The organism is Lysobacter soli (assembly GCF_009755585.1).
Lineage (GTDB): Bacteria > Pseudomonadota > Gammaproteobacteria > Xanthomonadales > Xanthomonadaceae > Lysobacter_J > Lysobacter_J soli.
Genome location: NZ_CP046603.1, coordinates 3,293,572 through 3,316,508 on the forward strand (window position 1 = coordinate 3,293,572; position 22,937 = coordinate 3,316,508).

Annotated in this window: 20 protein-coding genes; 9 read left to right on the forward strand and 11 right to left on the reverse strand. The window is 68.0% G+C overall.

The window, feature by feature from the left end:
• Nucleotides 1-91: 91 nt before the first annotated feature.
• Both GOY17_RS15035 and GOY17_RS15040 read left to right on the forward strand, forming a co-directional pair.
• The gene (locus GOY17_RS15035) at nt 92-2,560 is read left to right on the forward strand and encodes an acyl-CoA dehydrogenase (RefSeq protein WP_115843399.1); all 2,469 of its coding nucleotides are present in this window, start codon (nt 92-94) and stop codon (nt 2,558-2,560) included.
• Between the two features lie 73 nt (nt 2,561-2,633).
• Nucleotides 2,634-3,101, forward strand: coding sequence for a hotdog fold domain-containing protein (locus GOY17_RS15040; protein WP_157031007.1), 468 nt, complete (start codon nt 2,634-2,636; stop codon nt 3,099-3,101).
• A 10-nt stretch (nt 3,102-3,111) separates the two neighbouring features.
• On the opposite strand, the gene GOY17_RS15045 is transcribed toward GOY17_RS15040, so the two are convergent.
• Nucleotides 3,112-3,465, reverse strand: a complete 354-nt coding sequence (locus tag GOY17_RS15045) for a DUF1304 domain-containing protein (RefSeq protein ID WP_157031008.1) — start codon at nt 3,463-3,465, stop codon at nt 3,112-3,114.
• Between the two features lie 230 nt (nt 3,466-3,695).
• Nucleotides 3,696-5,003: an NTP/NDP exchange transporter gene (locus GOY17_RS15050; RefSeq protein WP_198173705.1), complete on the reverse strand. Its 1,308-nt coding sequence runs from the start codon at nt 5,001-5,003 to the stop codon at nt 3,696-3,698.
• 220 nt (nt 5,004-5,223) lie between these two features.
• Here GOY17_RS15050 and GOY17_RS15055 point away from each other — a divergent pair, with 220 nt between their 5' ends.
• The 3 genes from GOY17_RS15055 to GOY17_RS18995 all read left to right on the forward strand — a co-directional run bounded on the left by GOY17_RS15055 (nt 5,224) and on the right by GOY17_RS18995 (nt 9,470).
• Entirely contained in the window at nt 5,224-6,804 is a 1,581-nt protein-coding gene (locus tag GOY17_RS15055; RefSeq protein ID WP_157031010.1) for a GMC family oxidoreductase, read from the forward strand.
• A 487-nt stretch (nt 6,805-7,291) separates the two neighbouring features.
• The gene (locus GOY17_RS15060; protein ID WP_425482310.1) at nt 7,292-8,392 is read left to right on the forward strand and encodes a serine hydrolase domain-containing protein; all 1,101 of its coding nucleotides are present in this window, start codon (nt 7,292-7,294) and stop codon (nt 8,390-8,392) included.
• Between the two features lie 619 nt (nt 8,393-9,011).
• Complete coding sequence (locus GOY17_RS18995; RefSeq protein WP_386840412.1) at nt 9,012-9,470, forward strand: hypothetical protein; 459 nt, start codon at nt 9,012-9,014, stop codon at nt 9,468-9,470.
• 1,019 nt (nt 9,471-10,489) lie between these two features.
• Here GOY17_RS18995 and gcvH read toward each other — a convergent pair.
• The 5 genes from gcvH to GOY17_RS15090 all read right to left on the reverse strand — a co-directional run bounded on the left by gcvH (nt 10,490) and on the right by GOY17_RS15090 (nt 14,174).
• Nucleotides 10,490-10,885 carry a glycine cleavage system protein GcvH gene (gcvH, locus tag GOY17_RS15070; RefSeq protein ID WP_115843413.1) on the reverse strand — a complete coding sequence of 132 codons (396 nt, stop codon included), beginning with the start codon at nt 10,883-10,885 and terminating at the stop codon, nt 10,490-10,492.
• A 111-nt stretch (nt 10,886-10,996) separates the two neighbouring features.
• Nucleotides 10,997-12,118: a glycine cleavage system aminomethyltransferase GcvT gene (gene gcvT, locus GOY17_RS15075; RefSeq protein ID WP_157031012.1), complete on the reverse strand. Its 1,122-nt coding sequence runs from the start codon at nt 12,116-12,118 to the stop codon at nt 10,997-10,999.
• A 122-nt stretch (nt 12,119-12,240) separates the two neighbouring features.
• The gene (locus GOY17_RS15080; RefSeq protein WP_157031013.1) at nt 12,241-12,756 is read right to left on the reverse strand and encodes a hypothetical protein; all 516 of its coding nucleotides are present in this window, start codon (nt 12,754-12,756) and stop codon (nt 12,241-12,243) included.
• Nucleotides 12,753-13,193 carry an NfeD family protein gene (locus tag GOY17_RS15085; protein WP_157031014.1) on the reverse strand — a complete coding sequence of 147 codons (441 nt, stop codon included), beginning with the start codon at nt 13,191-13,193 and terminating at the stop codon, nt 12,753-12,755. Before GOY17_RS15085 ends, GOY17_RS15080 begins: the two co-directional genes overlap by 4 nt.
• Nucleotides 13,194-13,196: 3 nt before the next feature.
• Nucleotides 13,197-14,174 (reverse strand): SPFH domain-containing protein, encoded by a 978-nt coding sequence (locus GOY17_RS15090; RefSeq protein WP_115843421.1) that lies wholly within the window; start codon nt 14,172-14,174, stop codon nt 13,197-13,199.
• 106 nt (nt 14,175-14,280) lie between these two features.
• Between GOY17_RS15090 and GOY17_RS15095 the strand changes: the two genes are divergently transcribed.
• The 3 genes from GOY17_RS15095 to GOY17_RS15105 are packed head-to-tail and all read left to right on the forward strand — an operon-like array spanning nt 14,281 to nt 16,912.
• Nucleotides 14,281-14,916: an RNA polymerase sigma factor gene (locus GOY17_RS15095; RefSeq protein WP_157031015.1), complete on the forward strand. Its 636-nt coding sequence runs from the start codon at nt 14,281-14,283 to the stop codon at nt 14,914-14,916.
• The gene (locus tag GOY17_RS15100) at nt 14,909-15,664 is read left to right on the forward strand and encodes a hypothetical protein (protein WP_157031016.1); all 756 of its coding nucleotides are present in this window, start codon (nt 14,909-14,911) and stop codon (nt 15,662-15,664) included. The genes GOY17_RS15095 and GOY17_RS15100 overlap by 8 nt, the downstream gene beginning before the upstream one ends.
• A gap of 27 nt (nt 15,665-15,691) precedes the next feature.
• Complete coding sequence (locus GOY17_RS15105) at nt 15,692-16,912, forward strand: PDZ domain-containing protein (protein ID WP_157031017.1); 1,221 nt, start codon at nt 15,692-15,694, stop codon at nt 16,910-16,912.
• Between the two features lie 239 nt (nt 16,913-17,151).
• Here GOY17_RS15105 and GOY17_RS15110 read toward each other — a convergent pair whose 3' ends face one another.
• The 4 genes from GOY17_RS15110 to GOY17_RS15125 all read right to left on the reverse strand — a co-directional run bounded on the left by GOY17_RS15110 (nt 17,152) and on the right by GOY17_RS15125 (nt 21,905).
• Nucleotides 17,152-18,099, reverse strand: coding sequence for a DUF6607 family protein (locus tag GOY17_RS15110; RefSeq protein WP_157031018.1), 948 nt, complete (start codon nt 18,097-18,099; stop codon nt 17,152-17,154).
• Between the two features lie 41 nt (nt 18,100-18,140).
• Nucleotides 18,141-20,435 carry a TonB-dependent hemoglobin/transferrin/lactoferrin family receptor gene (locus GOY17_RS15115; protein ID WP_157031019.1) on the reverse strand — a complete coding sequence of 765 codons (2,295 nt, stop codon included), beginning with the start codon at nt 20,433-20,435 and terminating at the stop codon, nt 18,141-18,143.
• 187 nt (nt 20,436-20,622) lie between these two features.
• Nucleotides 20,623-20,862, reverse strand: a complete 240-nt coding sequence (locus tag GOY17_RS15120; protein ID WP_157031020.1) for a hemin uptake protein HemP — start codon at nt 20,860-20,862, stop codon at nt 20,623-20,625.
• A 74-nt stretch (nt 20,863-20,936) separates the two neighbouring features.
• The gene (locus GOY17_RS15125; RefSeq protein ID WP_157031021.1) at nt 20,937-21,905 is read right to left on the reverse strand and encodes an aldo/keto reductase; all 969 of its coding nucleotides are present in this window, start codon (nt 21,903-21,905) and stop codon (nt 20,937-20,939) included.
• Between the two features lie 326 nt (nt 21,906-22,231).
• On the opposite strand from GOY17_RS15125, the gene GOY17_RS15130 reads away from it, so the two are divergent.
• Entirely contained in the window at nt 22,232-22,810 is a 579-nt protein-coding gene (locus GOY17_RS15130; protein WP_198173706.1) for a TMEM165/GDT1 family protein, read from the forward strand.
• Nucleotides 22,811-22,937: the final 127 nt, after the last annotated feature.

Genomic DNA, 22,937 nt, shown 5'->3' on the forward strand with positions numbered 1-22,937 from the left:
GGGATGTTCCCGGAAAGGCACCTGCGCATCGCCGCGACCCGACCACACTTACCTTTAATACGTACCGCCGCACCGCTGCTGGAGCGCTGTCATGAGCATCGCGATTCCCTTCATTGCCTTCCTGCTGGTCGGCGCCATCGCCGCCTACCACCGCCTGCGACTGCCGGTCTGGGCGGCGCTGACCGCCACCGCACTGGTCGCCTGCTGGCTGCTCGGCGCCAATGGCACGGCCACCGTCGTCGCCGCCATCGTCACCGCGGTGATCGCGGTGCCGCTGCTGCTGCCGCAGTTCCGCCTGCCGTTCATTACCAAGCCGCTGCTGGGCTTCTACACGAAGATCCTGCCGCCGCTGTCGGAAACCGAACGCGTCGCGCTGGAAGCCGGCACCGTCGGCTGGGAAGGCCAGCTGTTCTCCGGCAAGCCCGACTGGGACGTGCTGCACAACCAGCCGCGCCCGACGCTGAGCGCCGACGAGCAGGCCTTCCTCGATGGCCCGGTCGAAGAGCTGTGCAAGATGATCGACGACTGGCAGATCACCCACGTCGACGCCGACCTCTCGCCGGAGCTGTGGGATTTCATCAAGAAGAACAAGTTCTTCGGCATGATCGTGCCGAAGGAATACGGCGGCCTGGGCTTCACCGCGCTGGGCAACCACAAGGTGATCCAGAAGCTCGCTTCGATGTCCTCGGTGGTGTCCTCCACCGTTGGCGTGCCGAACTCGCTCGGCCCGGCCGAGCTGCTGATGCACTACGGCACGCAGGAACAGAAGGACCATTACCTGCCGCGCCTGGCCGACGGCCGTGAAGTACCGTGCTTCGGCCTGACTGGCCCGTGGGCCGGTTCGGACGCGACGTCGATCCCCGACTACGGCATCGTCTGCATGGGCGAATGGAACGGCGCGCGCGTGGTCGGCGTGAAGCTGACCTTCGACAAGCGCTACATCACGCTCGCCCCGGTCGCGACGCTGATCGGCCTGGCGTTCCGCATGTACGACCCGGAAGGCCTGATCGGCGACAAGCAGGACATCGGCATCACGCTGGCACTGCTGCCGCGCGACACCGCCGGCGTCGAGATCGGCCGCCGCGCGATGCCGCTCAACAGCCCGTTCCAGAACGGCCCGATCCGCGGCAAGGACGTCTTCATTCCGCTGAGCCAGCTCATCGGCGGCGAAGCCTACGCCGGCAAGGGCTGGCAGATGCTGGTCGAGTGCCTGTCGATCGGCCGCTCGATCACGCTGCCGTCCACCGCGTCGGGCGGCTCGAAGTTCGGTGCGGTCGTCACCGGTTCGTATGCGCGCATCCGCAAGCAGTTCGGCCTGTCGGTCGGCCGCTTCGAAGGCGTGGAAGAAGCGCTGGCCCGCATCGGCGGCAACGCGTACACCATCAGCGCGCTGGCCGAAGCCTCGGCCGCAGCCGTGGCGCGCGGCGAACTGCCGGCGGTGCCGTCGACCATCTCGAAGTACCACTGCACCGAGCTGGGCCGTGAAGTCGCGCGCGACACGATGGACATCATCGGCGGCAAGGGCATCATCCTCGGCCCGCGCAACTTCGCCGGCCGCAACTGGCAGGCCGCGCCGATCATGATCACGGTGGAAGGCGCGAACATCATGACGCGCTCGCTGATGATCTTCGGCCAGGGCGCGATCCTGTGCCATCCGTGGGTGCTGAAGGAAATGAAGGCGGCGACGCTGCCCGATCCGGCCGAGCGCCTGCGCGAGTTCGACCGCAATCTGTTCGGCCATATCGGGTTTGCGATCTCCAACGCCGTGCGTTCGTTCTGGTTCGGCCTGACGTCGGCGCGCCTGGGCAAGGCGCCGGGCGATGCGTATACCCGCCGCTACTACCGCAAGCTCAACCGCTATTCGGCGGCGCTGGCGCTGTGCGCGGACACCTCGATGCTGCTGCTCGGCGGCAAGCTAAAGTTCAAGGAATCGCTGTCGGGCCGCCTGGGCGACGTGCTGAGCAACCTGTACATCGCCAGCGCGCTGCTCAAGCGCTACCAGGACGAAGGCTGCCCGGTCACCGACCAGCCGCTGCTGGCGTGGTCGATCCACAACGCGACCTTCAAGATCGAGAAGGCGTTCTCCGGCGCGCTGCGCAACTTCCCGATCCGTCCGGTCGGCTGGCTGCTGTGGGCGCTGGTGTTCCCGCTGGGTCGTCGCGCGCAGTACCCGAGCGATCGCCTGGGCCACAAGGTCGCTTCCTTGCTGATGTCGCCGAACGAAGCGCGCGATCGCCTCGGCAAGGGCGTGTTCCTGACGCCGACCGCCAACAACCCGGGCGGCCGCATTGCCAGCTACCTGCAGAAGGCCGTGCTCGCCGAGCCGGTGGAGCGCAAGTTCCTCAAGGCGCTCAAGCAGAAGGGCATCGAGGCGCACGATTTCGCCTCGCAGCTCGAGGAAGGCGTGCGCGAAGGCTGGATCACCGCCGACGAGCGCCGCCAGCTCGAAGAGCTGCGTGAGCTGACGATCGACACGATCAGCGTCGACGACTTCGATCCGTCCGAGCTGCGTGCCGCCACCTCGGAGATCGGCAAGCGCGACAGCCGCTACGCCGCCTGACGCTGCGATCTGAAACCAACGACGGCGGGCATGTCCCGCCGTCGTCGTATCTGGCCACTGGAACACGTCCGCCATGTCCACGCCCCTGCTCTCGCTGTATCGCAAATTCATGCGCTGGCCCGCCGGCCACTGGCTGTTCTCGCGCGCGATCTGTTTCAAGGCGCCCTACTTCGGCACGATCTCGCCGCGCATCGTGTCGCTGGAGCCGAACCGCTGCGAGGTGCGCATCGCCGACCGCCGCCGCGTGCACAACCACATCGGCACGGTGCACGCGATCGCGCTGTGCAACCTGGCCGAACTCGCCGCCGGCGTGATGACGGACGCAACGCTGCCTGCGTCGATGCGCTGGATTCCCAAGGGCATGACGGTCGAATACCTGAAGAAGGCGACCGGCACGATGCACGGCGTCGCGACGCCGGATGTTCCGGTGGTCGAATCCACGTCGGGTTACGAACTGCCCGTCACCGTCATCGTGAAGAACGACGCCGGTGACGCGGTATTCCGCGCGTCGATCGCGATGTGGGTGTCGCCGCGGAAGTAAGTTTTCCGCGTCAGCCGACGAACCACAGCGCGGCCAGCGCAAGCAGCGCCGGCACGGCCTGCACGAAGAAGATCCGCTTGTTGACCGTCGCCGCGCCGTAGACGCCGGCTACGACAACGCACGCGAGGAAGAACGTCGCCACGTCTCGGCGCTCGCCGATGATCGACCACACCAGGCCCGCGGCGAGGAAACCGTTGTAGAGGCCCTGGTTCGCGGCAAGGACCTTCGTCGACTCGGCCTTCTCGCGCGTGAGGCGGAAGACCTTCATGCCGAGCGGGCGCGTCCAGAGGAACATTTCGAGCACGAGGAAGTACGCGTGCAGGAGTGCGACGAGGGCGATCAGCAGCAGCACAAGCATGGACATTCCGATTCTCCGCGTGACTGCTTCTGGAAGCCGTCATCCCGGCGAAGGCCGGGATCCAGGCTGGCAAGCGCACCGTAGCGTTTGCTGCGGCGTGATGCACGTGTTCGTTCCAGCGTGCCAGGCCTGAAGCGAAGCGATGCGGCGGACGGCGTGATGGCCTGGATCCCGGCTTTCGCCGGGATGACGTTGTCTCGAAGAATGCGGCGAGCCCGCTCGATCCTGGCTGAAACTTACGACGTCGCCGGCTGCGCCTCCGCCGCCGGCGTCGCTTCCACGCGTCGCGACATGCGCCAGCCGATCGTCGCCGCGCTGAGCGCCGCCAGCGCGCTGATGCTCGCGAAGCCGCCCGTGGTCACGCCCAGCGTGCGCAGGGCGTTCATTCCGAGCGCGATGGCCGTGTCGCCGAAACGCCACACCGCCGTGTCCACCGCGTTCTGGCCCTTGTAGCGGACGTTGCGCGGCACGCGCGCGTAAAGGCTGTGGCGTGCGGGTTCCGCCATGCCGTACGCAAGTCCGCGGCTGACGATCAGCGCCAGCGCCACGGCGGGCAGCCCGAAGGCCATCGGCGCGTGCGGATCGGGCGAGAAGACGACCAGCGACAACGCGAGCATGCTCACGACCGCCCACACCAGGATCACCGGCCCCGGCCCGCGACGCGGCAGGAGCCAGCGCGTCAGCGTGAGCTGGGTGATCGCGGTCAGCAGGTTCGCCACCTGGTCCACGCGCGCGGCGAAGGCGGTGCGCGAGACTGCATCGGTCAACGCCGTGCCGGAATAGTCGGCCACCAGCGCGTAATTCACGGTGCCGATGCCGTCGGCGAGCAGCAGCAGGATCGCCATGTTCCGCATGAACGGATCGGTGAACACCTGCTTCAGGCCATCGAGCATGCCGCCGCCGATGGGCGCCTCCTGCGCGGCTTCGAAGCGGCGTTCGCCATGCGTTCGCGCCCACCGCCCGAGCAGCACGATGCACACCACCGCCAGCCCGAGCAGCGACGCCGACACCAGCAGCAGCGGCGCGACGCCGATGATGTTCACCAGCGTCGCGGTGAGGGTCGGGCCCGACAGTGCGCCCGCGGTGCCCGCCACCGCGATGATCGGGAATAGGCGCTTGGCCTGCTCGACGTTCCAGATGTCGGACATGAAGATCCAGAACACCGACACGACGAACAGGTTGAACACGCTCACCCAGACGAAGAACACCGTGCCGAGAGCGCGCGGACCGACGAGCGCCGGGTCGGCGAACAGCGGCACGAACGCAAACAGGCAGCCGATGAAGAACAGGTACACCAGCGGCACGACGATGCGCCGCGAGTAGCGGGCGATCAGCCACGCGAACACGGGCGTGAGGATGAGCGTCGCGATGAACGTCGCGCCGTAGAACCACGGCAGCTGCGTCGAACCGACCGCGGCCACGAGCTGCTCGCGCAGCGGCCGGATCACGTAGTACGCCGCGAGCACGCAGAAGAAGTAGGCGAACGACAGCGCCACCGCGGGCCACTCGCCACCGCGGACGCGGGCGCCCGTTGCTGCGGGCACGCCTTCTTCGTGAGCCTGCGGCATCGCGGTGGGAACTCCGGGGACGATGGCGCGAGTCTAACCGGCCCCGATGACCGGGCTTTGCCTTGCTCGCCTGTCCGCCCTGCCTGCCACGCCCGAAGCGGGCTGGGCGCGGGAACGGGTGCGCACGGGGAGCATTTGCTCTAATGGCGCCACTTACGGTCGGCCGGCAACTCGGCGGTTCGGGACAAGGGCACACGTGTTCGACTACATCATCATCGGCGCCGGCTCGGCCGGCTGCGTGCTCGCCAACCGGCTCTCCGCCGATCCCGACGTCAAGGTCCTGCTGCTGGAAGCCGGCCCGCGCGACAGCCACCCCTTCATCCACATGCCCGCCGGCCTGGCGAAGCTGGTGAACAACCGGCGCGTGAACTGGGATTACCACACCGCGCCGGAGCCGGCGCTCGACGACCGCACGCTGTGGTGGCCGCGCGGCAAGGTGCTGGGCGGTTCCAGCTCGATCAACGCCATGTGCTACACGCGCGGCGTGCCCGGCGATTACGACGAGTGGGCGACGCGGGGCGCGACGGGCTGGGACTGGAATTCGGTGCTGCCCTGGTTCCGCCGCAGCGAACGCAACACGCGCGGCGCCGACGCGCTGCACGGCGACGACGGCCCGCTGTACGTGTCCGACCTTCGCTACAGCAATCCGCTTTCGCATGTCTTCATCGAAGCCGGCCGGCAGGCGGGTTTCGCGGTCAACGACGACTTCAACGGCCCGCGGCAGGACGGCTTCGGCCTCTACCAGGTCACGCAGAAGGACGGTGCGCGTTGTTCGAGTGCCGTCGCCTACCTCGACCCGGTGCGCCGTCGCCCCAACCTCACCATCGTCACCGGCGCACAGGCCAACCGCATCACCTTCCAGCACGGACGCGCCAACGGCGTGGTGTACCGGGCGAATGGGCGCGCCTTCCACCAGGCTGCGGCGCGCGAAGTGTTGCTGTGCGGCGGCGCGCTCAACTCGCCGCAGATGCTGATGTTGTCGGGCATCGGCCCGGCGATGCAGCTGCGCCGGCACGGCATCGACGTCGTGGTGGATGCGCCGCAGGTCGGCGAGAACCTGCAGGACCACCTGGACATCTGCACGCTGCGGCATTGCCCGAAGCCGATCACCTACGACCGCCTCAGCGACGCGCGCATCGCGTTCGACTATTACCTGCGCGGGCACAGCGGCATCGGCTCGAGCAACATCGCCGAAGCCGGCGGCTTCGTGCGTTCGCGCCTTGCGCCGGACGAACGCCCCGACATCCAGCTGCACTTCGTGCCGGCGATGCTGGACGATCACGGACGCCATCGCCTGCCCGGCGACGGCTACACCGTGCACGCCTGTTTCCTGCGGCCGCGCAGTCGTGGTCGCGTGCGCCTGATGAGCGCGCATGCCGGCGACCACGTGCGCATCGAGGCGAACTACCTCAGCGACACGGAGGGCTTCGACCTGAAGATGATGGTCGAGTGCGCGAAGCTCTCACGCGAACTGCTCGCGCAGCCCGCCTTCGACGAATACCGCGGCGCGCCGATCTTCCCGGCGCGCGACGACCTCGATGACGACGATCTCGTCGCCTTCATCCGCGCGAAGGCGGAAACCATCTACCACCCCGTCGGCACGTGCCGGATGGGTTCGGACGCGTTGTCGGTGGTCGATCCGCAGTTGCGCGTGCGCGGCGTCGAAGGCCTGCGCGTGGTCGATGCATCGGTGATGCCGACGCTCATTGGCGGCAACACCAACGCGCCGACGATGGCGATCGCCGAGCGCGCGGCTGACCTGATCCGCGCCGGCTGATGGGCGTCAGCCGCGCAAGCTGAACGCGCCGGTTCGCGCAGTCTTCACGCAGGTGGGCGCATCCACAAAAGTGAATACGAAAAAGGGCGGCTCGCGAACTGCGACACAGTCCACTAAAGCCTGAAAAATCAGCGCTGTGTTGCGGAGTGTTGCGCTGCCCCCTGAGATTGGCGCTATGATCCCGCGAGATCGTGAAGCAGGGGCGAAGGCCATGAAAAGCAACGTGAAAAAGCCTTCGCGCAGCCTGCGCCGCATCGGTGCCATCGCGCTGCTGTTGCCGCTCACGCTTGGCTCGACCGCGCAGACGCCGCAGCACTCGGGCGCGCCGGTCGCCATGCCCAATGCCTTCACCACGGCGAACGTCCGCCCGGTCGCGGCACCGCTTCCGCCTGCCGTGCCGCTGCCTGCCGGCTTCGACGTGCGCCAGTTCGAATCTATGGCGCAGCAGCTCGTCGCCGGCCAGCGCGTGCCGGGCCTTGCGATGGCGATGGTGCACAACGGTCGCATCCTCAGCGCGCGTGGGTACGGCATCACCGATACCAGCCGCGCGACGCCGGTCGATTCGCACACCGTATTCCGCCTGGCCTCGCTGTCCAAGAGCTTCGCCGGCACGATGACGGGCCTGCTCGTCAATGACGGCTCGCTCCGCTGGGACAGCAAGCTCGTCGATTACCTGCCCTCCTTCCGCCTGAGCAATCCGGCCGCGTCGCAGCAGCTCACCGTCGCCGACCTGCTCAGCCATCGCGTCGGCCTGACGCATAACGCATTCGATCGCGACCTCGAGCAGTACGTCGATTTCCGCACGCTCACGCAGAAGCTCGCCTACGCGCCGCTGCAATGCGCGCCGGGCACCTGCTACAGCTACCAGAACGTCGCCTTCAGCCTGGTCGGCGACATGGTGTTCGCCGCCACCGGCGACTTCTATGCGCAGGAAGTGCAGCGTCGCATCTTCAAGCCGCTGGGCATGAACGATGCGAGCCTGGGCCTTGAAGGTATCCAGGCCAGCCCGAGCTGGGCGCGCCCGCATGTGCGCGGTCGCGGCGGCTGGGTGTCGATGATGCCCAAGACCACCTACTACCAGGTGTTGCCGGCCGCGGGCGTCAACGCCAGCGCCAGCGACATGGCGCAGTACCTGCTCGCGCACACCGGCCATCGTCCCGACGTGCTGCCCGCGCCGCTGCTGGCCACGCTGCACCACCAGCTGGTCGACACGCCGAGCGAGATCCGCGGTTCGTCGTGGCGTCGCACGCGCCTGACCGGCGCCGGCTACGCACTCGGCTGGCGCACGTACAAGTACGCCGGACACGACGTGGTCTTCCACGGCGGCGCCGTGCAGGGCTATCGCGGCCTGATCGCGATGGTGCCGGAGCTCGATTTCGGCGTGGCGCTGATGTGGAACAGCGAGAGCTCGCTGCCCTCCGGCATGCTGCCGACCATCCTCGACACCGCCCTCGGGCTGCCGCCGGGCCAGTGGCTGGACGACGACATCGACCCGACGCTGTACGCCGAGGCGACCGACGACACGTCGCCCGATGCCCCGCACGCACCGGGCGCGCACGCGTCGGCTTCGACCGCCGCGCCGCAGTAAGCGGCTTCGCTTCGACCCGCGCGACTCGCGCGTCATGGACGCCGGTGTAGTTCCCGGCGTCGTTCCCGTTTGATCCTTGTTCGCCGTCGGGCGCCGAAGCGTTCCGCGTTGGCAGTGGTGCGCGCGTCGCGATGCGAGGCCATGCGGCCACTCCAGCCTTTGTAGCCCGGGTAAGCGCAGCGCACCCGGGGCAGGCGTGACAGCGCCTGGCCGCGCGCCCGCTTATCCGGGCTGCAACAGCGTTCGGTTTCGAGCGCAGTGCGTCGGTGACGTGGCGGCGGCACTGCCCGGCCTGGCGCCGCGATGAGAGCCGGCAACCACCTATCACTGGTCCAGGCTATGCGTAGGGCAACCTGCTGCCGATGACGGCAACCGCGCCGTCCTTGGAGCCAACGCACTAGGCAGGTTCGTGGCTGCCACTCGGCGGGAGACCGGCTGTCGCCCGATCGTTCCGCGACATCGCGCCTGCGGGAACGCGCTGCCGGGCGCGCACCTGTGACGGAAGAGCCACGGCCGACGATGCGTCGCCCGCGCCTTTCGACCTCCCAAAAAAAAACTCTCCCCCCGCCTGGGCTGCGGGGAGAGAGCTCGATTACGGTCTTCGGGGCTTTCTTAGATCATCGGCGCCGGGGTGGCCGGCATCGCCGTCACAGCCGCCTTCTTGGCGGTCTTCTTGCGGCTCGACTTCTTGGCAGCCTTCTTCGGAGCCGCCTTCTTGGTCGCCTTCTTGGCGGTCTTCTTCGCGCCAGCCTTCTTGGCGGTCTTGCGCGCGCCGGCCTTCTTGGTGGCCTTCTTCGCGGTCTTCTTGGCGGCGGTCTTGCGGGCGCCAGTCTTCTTGGTGGCCTTCTTGGCGGCGGTCTTGCGGGTCGCCTTCTTCGCGGTCTTGCGGGCGCCGGTCTTCTTGGCGGCCTTCTTCGCGACCTTCTTGGCCGGACGCTTGGTCGCCTTCTTGGCGGCCTTCTTCACGGTCTTCTTCGCGCCAGCCTTCTTGGCGACCTTCTTCGTCGCCTTCTTGGCGGCGGTCTTTTTCTTCGCAGCTTTCTTCATGGCCATGGTATGGCTCCTCGTCAGTGGTTGATCAGCATTGATCAGTGGTCGTGCAGGTCTATCGCCCAGTAGAACCTAAGCCGCGGGAGTCGGACCCGCGAGCAGCCGCCGACGCGCGGACGCGCCGGTACGGATTTGGTGCCGCCCGCATGTGCGGGCAAACAAAAACCCGGCGCGCCATGAGCGGACCGGGTTGGATGGAGTGCCTGGCCTGCGTGTGCACGGTGCGCGTTTTCGCGGGGGAAACGAACCCTGCGTCCACCGTTTCGACAGCCCGGTCGGAGGTTCGTTTTGTGCCGCGAGTTGTCGCGTTGTCTGTACTCACTCTCTTCCGCAGGAGACGCTGCTGGGCGAAACCTAATCACGCTTTTTCGCACTGTCAACAACTTCGCTCATTTTTTTTTCAGGCAGGTCGGCGTGGCGTCACGGCCATCGCCGGTCCGGACGACGCGTCGAACGACGACGACGACGATCGCTGTTCGTCTGCATCGCTAACATGCTTTTCGCAAACCGCTTTTTTTAAGGGGTTTGCGAAAACGCATCGACGCAACGGCATGTTCGACGACGCGTTCGCATCGACGCGTGGCGGTCGCGACAGCCACCCGGAAAGCCGGTTCGAGACGCCCGAAAAAAATCTTCGACCACGCCCTCGTTTCGCGTCGCACAAACCCGATTTGCGCGAAAGTGCGCGAACTCCGACGAGGTGCCGACGTCGCTTCGACGACCATCCGACGCGTTCGCGAACATCGCATCGGGCATGTCGGCGACGACCTTCGCGATGCAGTCGATGCACTTCGACGCGCCACCCGCATCGCACCCGACGAACCCGTCGACACGGTTCGACGCGCGCCCGGAACGTGTCGCCCGTCGCGTCGCGCGGGTCCACCGATGCGCTTGATCCGGTGTTTTTCGCGGAGGCGTGCGATGGGTTGCTCACCGGACCGTCACTTTCCGCAACGCGCTTCGCGTGCCGCAAAAACAAAACCGGCCGCACGAGGCGGCCGGTCGGTGATCGCTTGCTCCCGCGCGTGGCGGGAATGCGCAGTTCGATCAGTGGTCTTCTTCTTCCAGCAGCTCGGCGTAGTCGTCCGGAGCGAGCAGCTCGTTGAGCTGGTCGGCGTCCTCGATCTCCAGCGTGTAGATCCAGCCTTCGCCGTAGGCGTCCTCGTTGATGGTCTCCGGCTTGTCGGTCAGCGCGGTGTTGACCGAGACGACCTTGCCGGTGACCGGTGCGTAGACGTCGGAAGCGGCCTTGACCGACTCGACGACGGCGGAAGCGGCGCCGGCTTCGACGCGGTCGCCGACGTTCGGCAGCTCGACGTACACCAGGTCGCCGAGCAGGCCCTGTGCGTGGTCGGAGATGCCGACGGTCACCTTGCCGTCGCCATCGACGCGGGCCCACTCATGGGACTTCATGAACTTCAGATCGCCGGGAATTTCACTCATGACGGGAGCCTCGAAACGTTTGCGGGGGCACGGGACAGCGGTTGTCGGCGCCTAGTCTAACGGCGCCGGATGGGGCGTGCGACAGGGGGCTTCCGTCGCGGAACATGGCACTCAGGCGAGCACGCCTTCCTGCGGCTGGCCATCGCGCACGAACGGGAACTTCACGACGCGAACCGGCACTTCCTTGCCGCGGATGTCGACGCGCACGTTGCCTGCCGTGCCCAGCGCGATCTTGCCCGCCGGCACGCGGGCGAACGCGATCGCCTTGCCGAGCGTCGGCGAGAAGGTGCCCGAGAGGATTTCGCCATCGCCGTGCTCGGTGATCACCTTCTGGCCGTGACGCAGCACGCCCTTCTCGTCCATCACCAGCGCGATCATCTGGCGCGGCGCACCGCCGGCCTTCTGCGCTTCGAGCACGTCGCGGCCGATGAAGTCCCGCCCTTCGTCGAGCGCCACCGTCCACGCGAGCGCGGCTTCATACGGCGAGACCGTGTCGTCCATGTCCTGCCCGTAGAGATTCATGCCGGCCTCGAGTCGCAGCGTGTCGCGCGCGCCCAGGCCCGCCGGCTTCACGCCCGCATCGAGCAGCGCGTTCCAGAACGCGACCGTCTGCGCTTCCGGAACCACGACTTCGAAACCGTCCTCCCCCGTGTAGCCGGTGCGCGCGACGAACACGTCGATGCCGCCGGTCGTCTTCGCTTCGCCGGCGGCGAACTTGCCGAGCTTGCCGATCGCGTCGCGGTCTTCCTCGCGCAGCAGGCCCAGCACCTTCGCGCGGGCGTTCGGGCCCTGCACGGCGATCATGCCGAAGTCGGGACGTTCGGTGACGGTCACGTCGAAGGCCTTCGCCTGCTCGGTGATCCACGCCAGGTCCTTCTCGCGCGTGGCGGCGTTGACGACCAGGCGGAAGAAGTCCTCGGCGCGGTAATAAATGATGAGGTCGTCGATCACGCCGCCCTGCGGGTTGAGCATGCAGGTGTACAGCGCCTTGCCCGGCACCTTGAGCTTGTCGACCGAGTTGGCGACCAGGCGACGCAGGAAGTCGCGCACCTTCGCGCCACGCAGGTCGACCACCGTCATGTGGCTCACGTCGAACATGCCGGCGTCGCGACGCACCTGGTGGTGTTCCTCGATCTGCGAGCCGTAGTGGATCGGCATGTCCCAGCCACCGAAGTCGACCATCTTGGCGCCGAGGTCGCGGTGGGTCTGGTTGAGGATGGTCTTCTGGGTCATGGCGCTGGGAACCTGTCTGCGGGAGCGAGCCCGCGATTATCCCAGAACCCGGCGGCGCCGGCTTTCGTGCGGACTCTGCTCGCGCCTACGCCGGCGAATGGTCGCCGTCGAAAACGGTTCCGCTACTCGCTCAGGCCTTCGTTGTAGCAGCGCACGCTCGACGGCGTGACACGCAGGAACTTGCCGGTACCGCGATCCAGCCGCATCGCCCAGCGCACGGCGGGGAGCATCTCCAGTCCGGACGCGCCGTCGGCACCGGTGTCGATGATCGCGACCACGCCGGTGTCGTCCACGCCGTTGCGCTGGCAGGTGGCGATGGCGACGAGCTCGTCGCGACGCAACGCCGGATACGGGACCGAATCGGTGATGCGCCAGCGCGGCTGGTCGCCCACGCGGTCGACGAACTGCGCGGCGAGCAGCTGGACCGTGCGGTCCTCCTCGTCGTCGAGCGTGGCGATGCTGCGTGCGCACAACTGGTCGATGCCGGTGCCCACGCCCACGCAACTGCCGGTGTTGGACCGGAAGCCTTCGGGATACGGCGGCACGACTTTGCCGATCATCATCGGATTGCCGCCCGCCCACGCGCTGCCCGCGACGCACAGCGTCGCGAGCCAGCATGCAGCGGACGTTCGCGTCATACGGCGGGCTCGACCAGCAGGCTCATGCCGCGACTGGAGACGATGCGCACCACCGTGCCGGCGGGAAGTTCGGGGCCGGTGACGTCCCAGAACGCGTCGGCGATCTGCACGCGACCGTGTCCGTTGACGATCGCGCGCTCCAGCGGCACGACCTGCCCGACCAGCGCCTCGGTGCGGCGGTTGAGCGTGGGTTTGTCGCTGCGCGGTTCGCGGCCGCGGAACCAGCTGCGGTACACCTGGATCGACACGAAGCTGAGCACGACGAATGCCGCCACCTGCGCGAGCACCGGCACGTTCGGGAGCAGCAGCACTATGGCGAACACCGCGGCCGCCGCGAAGCCGAGCCACAGCATGAAGGCGCCCGGCGCCATCGCCTCGGCGGCGAACAGCAGCAGCGCCACCACCGCCCAGGTCACCGTTTCGGTGTTCCATTGCATGGGTCAGCCTCCCGGGCGCGGCGACGGCGGCGGCGTGCGCGTGGTCGATGCCTGCGCGGCGAGCGCGTCGCTGCCCAGCGCGTTCTTCGCCAGTTCGGCGATGCCGGCGAGCGAGCCGATCACGCCGGTGGCTTCCATCGGCATCATCACGAACTTCTGGTTCGGCGCCTCGGCCAGCGCCTTGAACGCCTCGATGTACTTCTGCGCCACGAAATAGTTGATGGCGTTGACGTTGCCGCCGGCGATGGCGTCGGACACCAGCTGCGTCGCCTTGGCTTCGGCTTCGGCCAGGCGCTCGCGCGCCTCGGCTTCGCGGAACGCGGCTTCGCGCTTGCCTTCGGCTTCCAGGATCGCCGCCTGCTTGTCGCCTTCGGCGCGCAGGATTTCCGACTGCCGGTGACCCTCGGCTTCCAGGATGTTGGCGCGCTTCTCGCGCTCGGCCTTCATCTGGCGCGCCATCGAGTCGACCAGGTCGCGCGGCGGCTGGATGTCCTTGAGCTCGATGCGATTGACCTTCAGGCCCCACGGGTGCGTGGCCTGGTCCACGGCGACGAGCACCTTCGCGTTGATCTCGTCGCGCTTGGACAACGATTCGTCCAGGTCGAGCGAGCCGATCGCGGTGCGGATGTTGGTCATCACGAGGTTGAGGATGGCGACCTCGAGCTGCGCGACCTCGTAGGCGGCCTTGGCGGCGTCGAGCACCTGGAAGTAGACGATGCCGTCGACCTTCACCACGGCGTTGTCCTTGGTGATGACGTCCTGGCTGGGGACCTCCATCACCTGCTCCATCATGTTGATCTTGCGGCCCACGCCGTAGACGATCGGGATCAGGAAATGCAGGCCCGGGTCCATGGTGTGGGTGTAGCGGCCGAACCGCTCCACCGTCCATTCATAACCCTGCGGCACCATCCGCACGGCCTTCAGCACCAGGATGACGCCCGCGAACAGCAGGACGACGCTCAGCACCGCACTCAGTCCCATGATCCCCTCCTTGTTGTCGAGCCGAGTATAGGCCGACGGCTGCGACGGTTTCCGCGCCCCCTGCATCTAGGGGAAGGACGATCCAACAAACGCAGGACGCGAGCCCTTGCCCACCAGCGTGCCAACCGCCACCGACGCGCCCCGGAGCAGCTTCGCCATCGACGTCCCCGAGGCGTTGCTGGCGCGCGTTCGCGCCGGCGAACGGGCGGCATTCGAACAGATCTACCGCCGCTTCGAGCGGCCCGTGTTCAACCTGGCGCTGCGCATGCTCGGCGGCGCGCACGGGCCCGACGGCGTCGAGGAGGCGGCCGACGTGCTGCAGGAAACCATGCTCAAGGTGTTCAACAAGATCGGCGACTTCCGCGGCGCGGCGAGCGGCGGCAACGGCGACGGCGCCAGTCCGTTCTGGGGCTGGGTGCGGCAGATCGCCGTGAACGAAGCGTTGATGCGCCTGCGCGGCCAGCGTCGGCACCTGCACGACGTCGCGCTGGAAGACGACGAGTTCGCCGTCGACACCGGCCCGCTGCCCAGCGCGGCGGCCGACGCGGCCGCACTGAACCGTGCCCTCGCCCGCCTGCCCGCCGCCACGCGCAGCGTGCTGTGGCTGTACCACGCCGAGGGCTACACCCACGAGGAGATCGCGTCGCTGATGCAGCGCACGGCGAGCTTCTCGAAATCCCAGCTCGCACGCGGCGGTCGCCGCCTGCGAGAGCTACTCGAACCGGAGAAGGCCCATGCCTGACACCGACCGCAACGATTCGCCCGCCGACTGGAGCGGCGCCTTCGCCTCGCTGCCGATGGAAACGCCGCCGGCCGGCGGATGGCAGCGCATGCAGCGCGCGCTCGATGCGACGCCCACCCGCCGCACGCGACGCCAGTGGCCGATGTGGCTCGCCGCCGCCGCGATCGGCGCCGTCGCGCTCGTGCCGGTGCTTCGTCTCGCCGATCGCCAGGCTCCGTCGGAATCCACCGAACTGGCCGCCCGCAAGCGCGCGCCGATCGACACCTCGCGCCCGCCGCTTGCGGCGTCGAAGCGTCCGGAAACGCGCGTGGCGGACACGACCGAACCCGCGCCGTCCAACGACACCAAGCCCGCCGAAAGCGCACCGCCCGCCTCGAAGCCGGACGACGCGACCCGCGTCGCGACCACCACGAAGGACGACGCCGAGCGCGATGCACGCGCCGCGCAACTTCGCGACCACGTCGCCGCGCTGCAGTCCGAGTCGGCGCAGCTGGAAGCGCTGCTGGCCATTGCGCGCGACGACCGCGTCGCCTCGGCGAGCGGCGCGGCGCTCGCGGTCGAGTTCGATCGCCGCATCGGCCGCATCGACGCTTCGCTCTCGCAGCCGGGCCTGGACGACGTCGATCGCGCGGCGCTCTGGCAGGCGCGCGTGTCGACGATGCGCGAACTGGCCGGCATCGAAACCACCCAGCGCTGGCTGCAGTCCAGCGGCGAACGCTACGACGGCGCCCTCGTGAGCGTCGACTGACACCTTTCACCCGCAGGACCCACGCCCATGATCCGTACCCGCAACACGACGCGCCTGACCGCGACGATCGCCCTGCTCCTGATGTGCATGGGCGCCGGCGCGCAGACGCCGAAGGCCGATGCCGAACGTGCGCGCCAGGACGCCGCGAAGGCGCGGCAGGAAGCCGAGCACGCCCGGCAGGACGCCAGCAAGGCGCGACAGGATGCCGAACGCACGCGACAGATCGAAGCCGCACGCGCCGACCTCAACCGCGCCGCACAGCGCTACGCCGAACTCACGCGGCGCCACGCGGACTTCGACCGCGCGCAGTTCGAGCGCGAATTCGAAAAGCGCTTCGCACGCCAACCCGTGCTTGGCGTGGTGCTGTCACCCGATACGAAGTCCGGCGTGCGCATCGCGGCCGTGACGCCCGACAGCGCGGCGGCGAAGGCCGGCCTGCGCGCGGGCGACGTCCTCACCTCGATCGGCGACACACGGCTGGATACCGGCAGTCCGACAGCGCGCCTGGAGAAGGCGCGTTCGCGGCTGCGCCAGCTGGAAACCGGCAAGACGGTCGCGCTGAGCTACACGCGCGACGGCCGCACCGCGACCGCACGCGCCACGCCGATGCTTGGCGATCGCCTGGTGGTCGCACGCGATGCCGACGGCAACCCGCTCGCACGCTCGATGCCGATGGTCGCGCCGCAGGTGCGAAACGAACTCATCCGGCTGGATTGCGAAGACGGCGACAGCGACTGCCGCCTGCCGCTGCTGTCGGAGGCGTTCCGCTGGAACGGACTGAACCTGGCGACCGTCGACGCGCAGCTGGGCCGCTACTTCGGGGCCGATCGCGGCGTGCTGGTGCTGAGCACCGGACCGGACCTCGCCGGCCTGCAGACAGGCGACGTGATCCAGCGCATCGACGGCAAGCCGGTGAAGTCGCCGCGCGAGGCGATGGCCGCATTGCGCGACAAGCCGGCCGACAGCCGCGTCGCGGTGACCTACCTGCGCGATCGCAAGAGTGCGACGACGCAGATCACCGTGCCGAAGACCGCGATGCTGCGCATTCCGCGTCCGCCGATGCCGCCGGCGCCGCCCGCCGCGCCGAAGGCACCGGGCGCTCCGGCTGTGCCCACACCGCCTGCCGCTCCGGCCGCACCGCCCGCGCTCCCCAAACCCGCGCAGGTGATGACGCCGCCGGCGCCGCCCGCGCCACCGAAGGCGCCGGAGCCGCCGCAGGAGCTCGTGAATTACGCGATCTCGCTGTGAGCGGAGCGCAGCAATACACCGCACCAATAAGTAGTGAATAAAAAAGCCCTCCCCGCAGCGCGGGAGAGGGTTGGGGTGAGGGAGGGAGCCCGCAAGTTGTTCGGCGTCGATCGCGATTGCTGTCGGAGAGAGAAGCAGCGAGATCGGACGATGACGCCGTGAGTTCGAAAGGCGTGACGGCCTGGATCCCGGCCTTCCCCGGGATGACGGCTTCTTGAAGATGTAGGCTTACCTCGCGATCACCGCTGCGCCGAAGCCTCCGCCGGCGCGCGCTCGACCCACTTGTCGAACACCGCATCGATCTGCGCATCGCGCACCTTCCTGCCCTCTTCCAGCGAGCCGGCCTGTTCGAACAGCGGAATGATCATCGCCATGCCGTCGACCTTCGTCTTCAGGCGCACGCCCGGCGGCTGGCCGAGGTAACGCTCCCAGCGCGCGCGCACCTTCGCCCAGTAGTCCTTCGTCGCCGTCCAGTAGGTATAGGCCGGCTTGAAGTCGACTTCGGTGGTCTTCTGGTAGTCGTTGAAACCGAACTCACGCGCCAGTTCCACGTGCGTGCCGTCCGGCTTGCGCAGCACCTTGGAGTTGAACTGCTCGTGCGTCCAGCCGTTCGGCGTCAGCGTGTGGCGGTTGACTGCGCTGATGGCGTTGTAGTCGCTGCGCCTGGTGTATTCGCGACGCGGCAGCGGTCGCCAGCTCGTGTCGCTGGTCCACGTCGGCACGTTGTTGTCGTAAGTCCACCTGCCCGTGCCGCAATAGCGCGGCGCGTCGCTGACCTCGTACACGCACTGCGTCCACGCGCCACGCGTGAGTTCTGCCGGAATCGCGCGGACCTGCCAGGTCTGGTCGTCGCTGAACTCGAAACGCGTCGGCGCCTCGAACGTCCAGTCCTGCCGCCAGTGTTTGGTCACGTGGCCGCTCTTCCCGTCCACGAGGATGTGCTGCAGGACGATCTTCGTCGGCGTGTCCTGCACGACGATCACCGTCTCGTTGCCGCCGCTGCGCATCGCCGGATGGCGCTCGTAGCCCGGTTGCAGCAGCACGGTTTCATCGAAGGCGAAATCGACGATGTATTCGCCCTGCATCGCCAGGATCGAATCGTGGTCGCGCGAGGTGTCTGCGAACGCGGCTGGTGAAACGGCAGCGGCGAGGAGGCCCAGGTTCAGGGCGAGCGTGCGGATCTTCATGGCTGGCTCGTTTGGGTTGGTCGGAAGGAAGGAAAGACGGCTCACCAGCTGACCGCCAGGCTGACGCCGACGTTGCGACCCGAACTGGTGTAGCGGTCCAGCACCGTGCTCGACGCGAGTGTTCCGGACGGCACGTCCGCGGCGTCCCAGTACTTGCGGTCGGCCAGGTTGAACACGCCCACGTCGAACACCGCGCCCGGCGCGAAATTCCAGTGTGCGAGCAGGTCGAAGACGCCGTAGCCCGGCACTTCGAACTGGTTGGCTGCGGGCAGATCATCCTTGCGTGCGGCGAAGCGACCGGCGAGTTCGACACCCCACGCGTCGGCGTCGTACGCCACGCCAAACGTGGCGCGCAGCGGATCGATCGACGGTAACGGCTCGTTCGTCGTGCGGTCCTCGCCATTCGACCACGCGGCGGCGCCGCGAATGGACCAGCCCGCCAGCGCGTCGCTGTACGCGCCCAGGTCCACGCCCGCGCGCGCTTCGATGCCGTGGATTTCAGCATCCTCGATGTTCTGCGACTGGAACACGATCAACGGCGTCTGCGGCGGCGCGCTCACCTGCACGGACGATTCGATGAAGTCGTCGTAGCGGTTGTAGTAACCCGATACCTCGGCGTACACCGCCGCGTTCGAGAAGCGCAGGCCGAGTTCGACGCCATTGCTTTTCTCCGGCTTCAGGTCCGGATTCGGAATCGCGGTATAGCCGAACTGCAGATTGGTGAAGCCGAGGTTGACGTCGCTGTAGGGCGGCGCGCGGAAGCCATGCTGGTAGCCGCCGTAGAGCGACCAGCCCTCGCTGAAGTGCCAGACCGCGCCGAGCTTGGGCGACACGCTGGTCTCGCTGAGCTCCGCCACTTCGACGCCGGGGTTGTCGTCGGTGAAGATCGCGTCGGGCTTGGGTTCGAGCTTGTAGTAATCCACGCGCACGGCCGGGATCAGGCGGAACGTGCCGCCGGCGAACAACATCTCGTCCTGCACGAAGAGCGCGGCCTGCGTCGTGTCGCTGACGGGGAAGTCGCGCACCGGGAAGGTGTCGGGCGAAATCACGTTCGTCACGGTGCCGGCCAGCAGGTTGGTCGCGCGGCCGTCGCGCTTCTGCCTGAACTCGGTGCGCGTGAGTTCCACACCGTAGGTGATGGCGTGGTCGACCTGGCCGCTCGTGGCCTCCTTGTGCAGCACGGCGTCGAAACCGGTGAGGCGCTGGTCGAAGTTGAATTCGCGTTCGCGCAGCACCGGATTGATGGCAACGCCGTTGCGCAGCGTGGCGCGTTCCTCGCGCGTGCGCTGCGTGGTTTCGCTGTCCTGACGATAGAGCTGCCACTGCAGCGAATCGGCGAACGCGGCATCCAGCGCATCGACCTCATGCGAGAACGCAACGCGCGCCCGGGTCTGCTTGTCGTCGCCGGTCTGCGAGGCGACGCGCACCGACGGCGGCGTGCCGGGAATCGTCGAAGTGTCGCCGAGCGCGGAGAGTACGTCGGTATCGACATTGTCCTCGTTGCCTTCGACGGTCAGCTTGAAACGCTGGTTTTCACTGGTTTCGAACACCAGCTTCGCCAGCAGGCTGCGGCCGTCGTACTCCTGCGGGTTGGGCGCGGTGCGCGAAGAACCGCTGCTTCGGTTCTCGCCCATGTTCTCGCGCTCCTGGCCCTGGTGATGCCCGACCGCGACCAGGCCCGACCAGCGCTCGCCACCGAACGCCGCCGTCGCGCCGCCGAACAGGCCGTTGTCCTCGCCGAAGTAACCGAATTTCAGGCCGAAATAGGCGTCCTTTCCGTCCGTCAGGTAGTCCGACGGATCCTTCGTGACGAACGAAACCACGCCGCCCAGCGCGTCGGAACCGTACAGCGCGCTGCCCGGGCCGCGCACGACTTCGACGGCCTTGAGCGTGTCGAGATCAACGAAGTTGCGGTTCGCGCTGGAGAAGCTGCCGATCGAGAACGCGTCCGGCACCGCGATGCCGTCGGTTTCGATGCGCACGCGGTTGCCGCCGAGGCCGCGGATGCGGATGTCGCCCAGTCCGCCGAAACGTCCCGAACCGCCCGACACGGTGATGCCCGGCTCGTAGCGGAACAGGTCCTTCAGGTCGCGCACGAGGTTGCGGTCCATCTCGTCGCGATCGATCGCGGTGACGACGTTCGGCACGTCGTCCAGCGCACGCTCGGTGAGCGTGGCGGTGACGACGATGCGGTCGAATTCGTTGGCGGCGATGACGCCCGTGGCGGCGGCAGCAATCGAGGGATCGCTACCGTCAGGCGCTGCGTCGTTGGCGATCGCGACGGTTGGAATAGCCAGCATCAGGGCAAGGGCCAGGGTGTTGCGTACAGGGTGCATGCGCGGTCTCGGAGTGATTCCGAGGCGGCTGGCAGCCGTTGCCGGCGGGCTTGCTTGCCTTGGGAGAGAGAGTTGGATTGAGAGAGAGGGTTGAGCCGCCGGGTGCGGCCGTGCGCGGCGTCCTTCCCCAAGGATCGCCGCGCGGTCGTGCATTGCGGCGGCCGCAGGGGCCGCCGTCAGGGAAGGATTACTTGGTGAGGATCAGCTTGTCGTTGCGCGTGTGGCGCAGGCGATAGACCTCGTCGCCGTGGCGGATCAGCACTTCACGGCCACCGCGCAGCAGGTCGTCGCTGTCGAGCAGGCCCTGCGCGAACGGTGCGCTGGCGGGCATGGACGGGGCCGACGGGATCGCGGCTACGGACGCGATGGGCGGCGACAGGCGTTGGGTTCGGGGCTTGAGCTGCAGCAGCGTGGGGCGCGTCGACATGGGCGTGGCTCGTTCGAGGGCTCGCCACGAATGATAATGATTCTCATTTGCCAGTCAACCCGCCCCGCGACCGCTCATCCGACGGCGGCTTCGACCCGCTGCCAGTCGCCTTCGGCCAGGCGTTCGGCCAGCTCCAGCGCCTCAAGGTTCTGGATCAGCTGCTCCGGCCGGCTCGCACCGAGGATCACGCTCGACACATGCGGGTTGCGCAGGCACCACGCGATGGCGAGCGGCGCCGGCGCGACGCCGAGTTCCTGCGCGGTAGCGACGAAACGACGCGCGCGTTCGACGCGTGCGCCCTCCTCGCCGAGCACCGAACGCTGCAGCCAGCCGAGGCCTTCGCGCCCCAGGCGCGCTTCGGTCGGAACGCCGGCGTTGTACTTGCCCGTCAGCAGGCCCGACGCGAGCGGCGACCAGATCGTCGTACCCAGTCCGTATTCGGCGTACAGCGGCGCGTACTCGAGTTCGACGCGCTCGCGATGCAGCAGGTTGTACTGCGGCTGTTCCATCGTCGGCGCGTACCAGTTGCGCGCGTGCGCGATGCGGTGCGCGTCGCGGATCTGCGCCGCAGTCCATTCCGAGGTGCCCCAGTACAGCACCTTGCCCTGGCGGATCAGCGCGTCCATCGCGCCGACGGTTTCCTCGATGGGCGTGTCCGGATCGGGACGATGGCAGTAGTACAGATCGAGCGTCTCCACGCGCAGCCGCTTGAGCGCCGCGTGGCAGGCGTCGGTGACGTGCTTGCGCGACAGGCCGCGCTGCGTCGGGCCCGGAGCATCGACCGCGCCGAAGAACACTTTGCTTGAAACGCAGAAGCCGTCGCGCGGCAGGCGGAGGTCGGCGATCACGTCGCCCATGACCTTCTCGGCCTCGCCGTTGGCGTAGGTCTCGGCGTTGTCGAAGAAGTTGACGCCGTTGTCCCAGGCGGCGGCGACCAGGTCGCGCGCGGTCGAGCGCCCGATCTGCGCGCCGAAGGTGAGCCAGGCGCCGAAGGACAGCGCCGAAAGTTGCAGGCCGGATGAACCGAGGCGGCGGTATTGCATGTGGGGTGCTCCGGATTGGGGCTGGCGGGCGGAGTCGTTCAGTTTAGCCCTGCCGCCGTGCGCGTCCGGTCGGTACAATGCGCGCACTTCCTCCTCCGGGGAGTAGCCCCTCCGCCCGCGACACGCCGGCGGGGACCCGCGTCAACACACTTGGCCCACAGGCCATGGCGCGGGAGCGGCAGCCAGCCGGACGCCTTCGGGCACGGCCAGCGACCACGGGCAAGACCGAAGGCAGGCGTCGCACGCGCAACTGGCAATGAGCCGGGTCGGGCCGTGTGACGGCTGCCTTTCGCGTCCACGCGAAAGCCCGACCCCGGAGTTTCACGATGGATCACTTTCCCCTGATGACGGCCGCGATCTCCACCGGCACCGTCGCGCTGGCCGAGATCGGCGACAAGACGCAGCTGCTCGCGCTGCTGCTCGCCGCGCGCTTCCGCAAGCCGCTGCCGATCATCGCCGGCATCCTGGTCGCCACGCTGCTCAACCACGCGCTGGCCGGCTGGTTCGGCACGCTTGTGGCGCAATGGCTGACGCCGGACGTGCTGCGCTGGGTCGTGGCGATCAGCTTCCTGGCGGTCGCCATCTGGACGCTCAAGCCGGACAAGCTCGACGAAGGCGAGGAATCGCTGCCGGCACGCGGGGCGTTCGTCGCCACGACGTTCGCCTTCTTCCTGGCCGAGATCGGCGACAAGACGCAGGTCGCGACCGTGCTGCTGGCCGCCAAGTATTCGCCACTGTGGGAAGTGGTCGTCGGCACGACCGTCGGCATGCTGCTGGCCAACGTGCCGGTGGTGCTGCTGGGCAGCAAGCTGGCCGACCGCCTGCCGCTGAAGGCGGCGCGCTACACGGCGGCAGTGGTCTTCCTGGTGCTGGCGATCTGGGCCGCGGTGCGCGGCATCGGATAAGCCTGCGTCGGCGCGCTGCTTCAGGCCGAAGGAGCGCGCCACGCGGCAGGCCGCCCGGGCGCGTTATGCTCGGCGCGGCCCGTGACGGGCCGGCAAGCGGGGGAAGCGCATGCTCGGAACCGGCGGA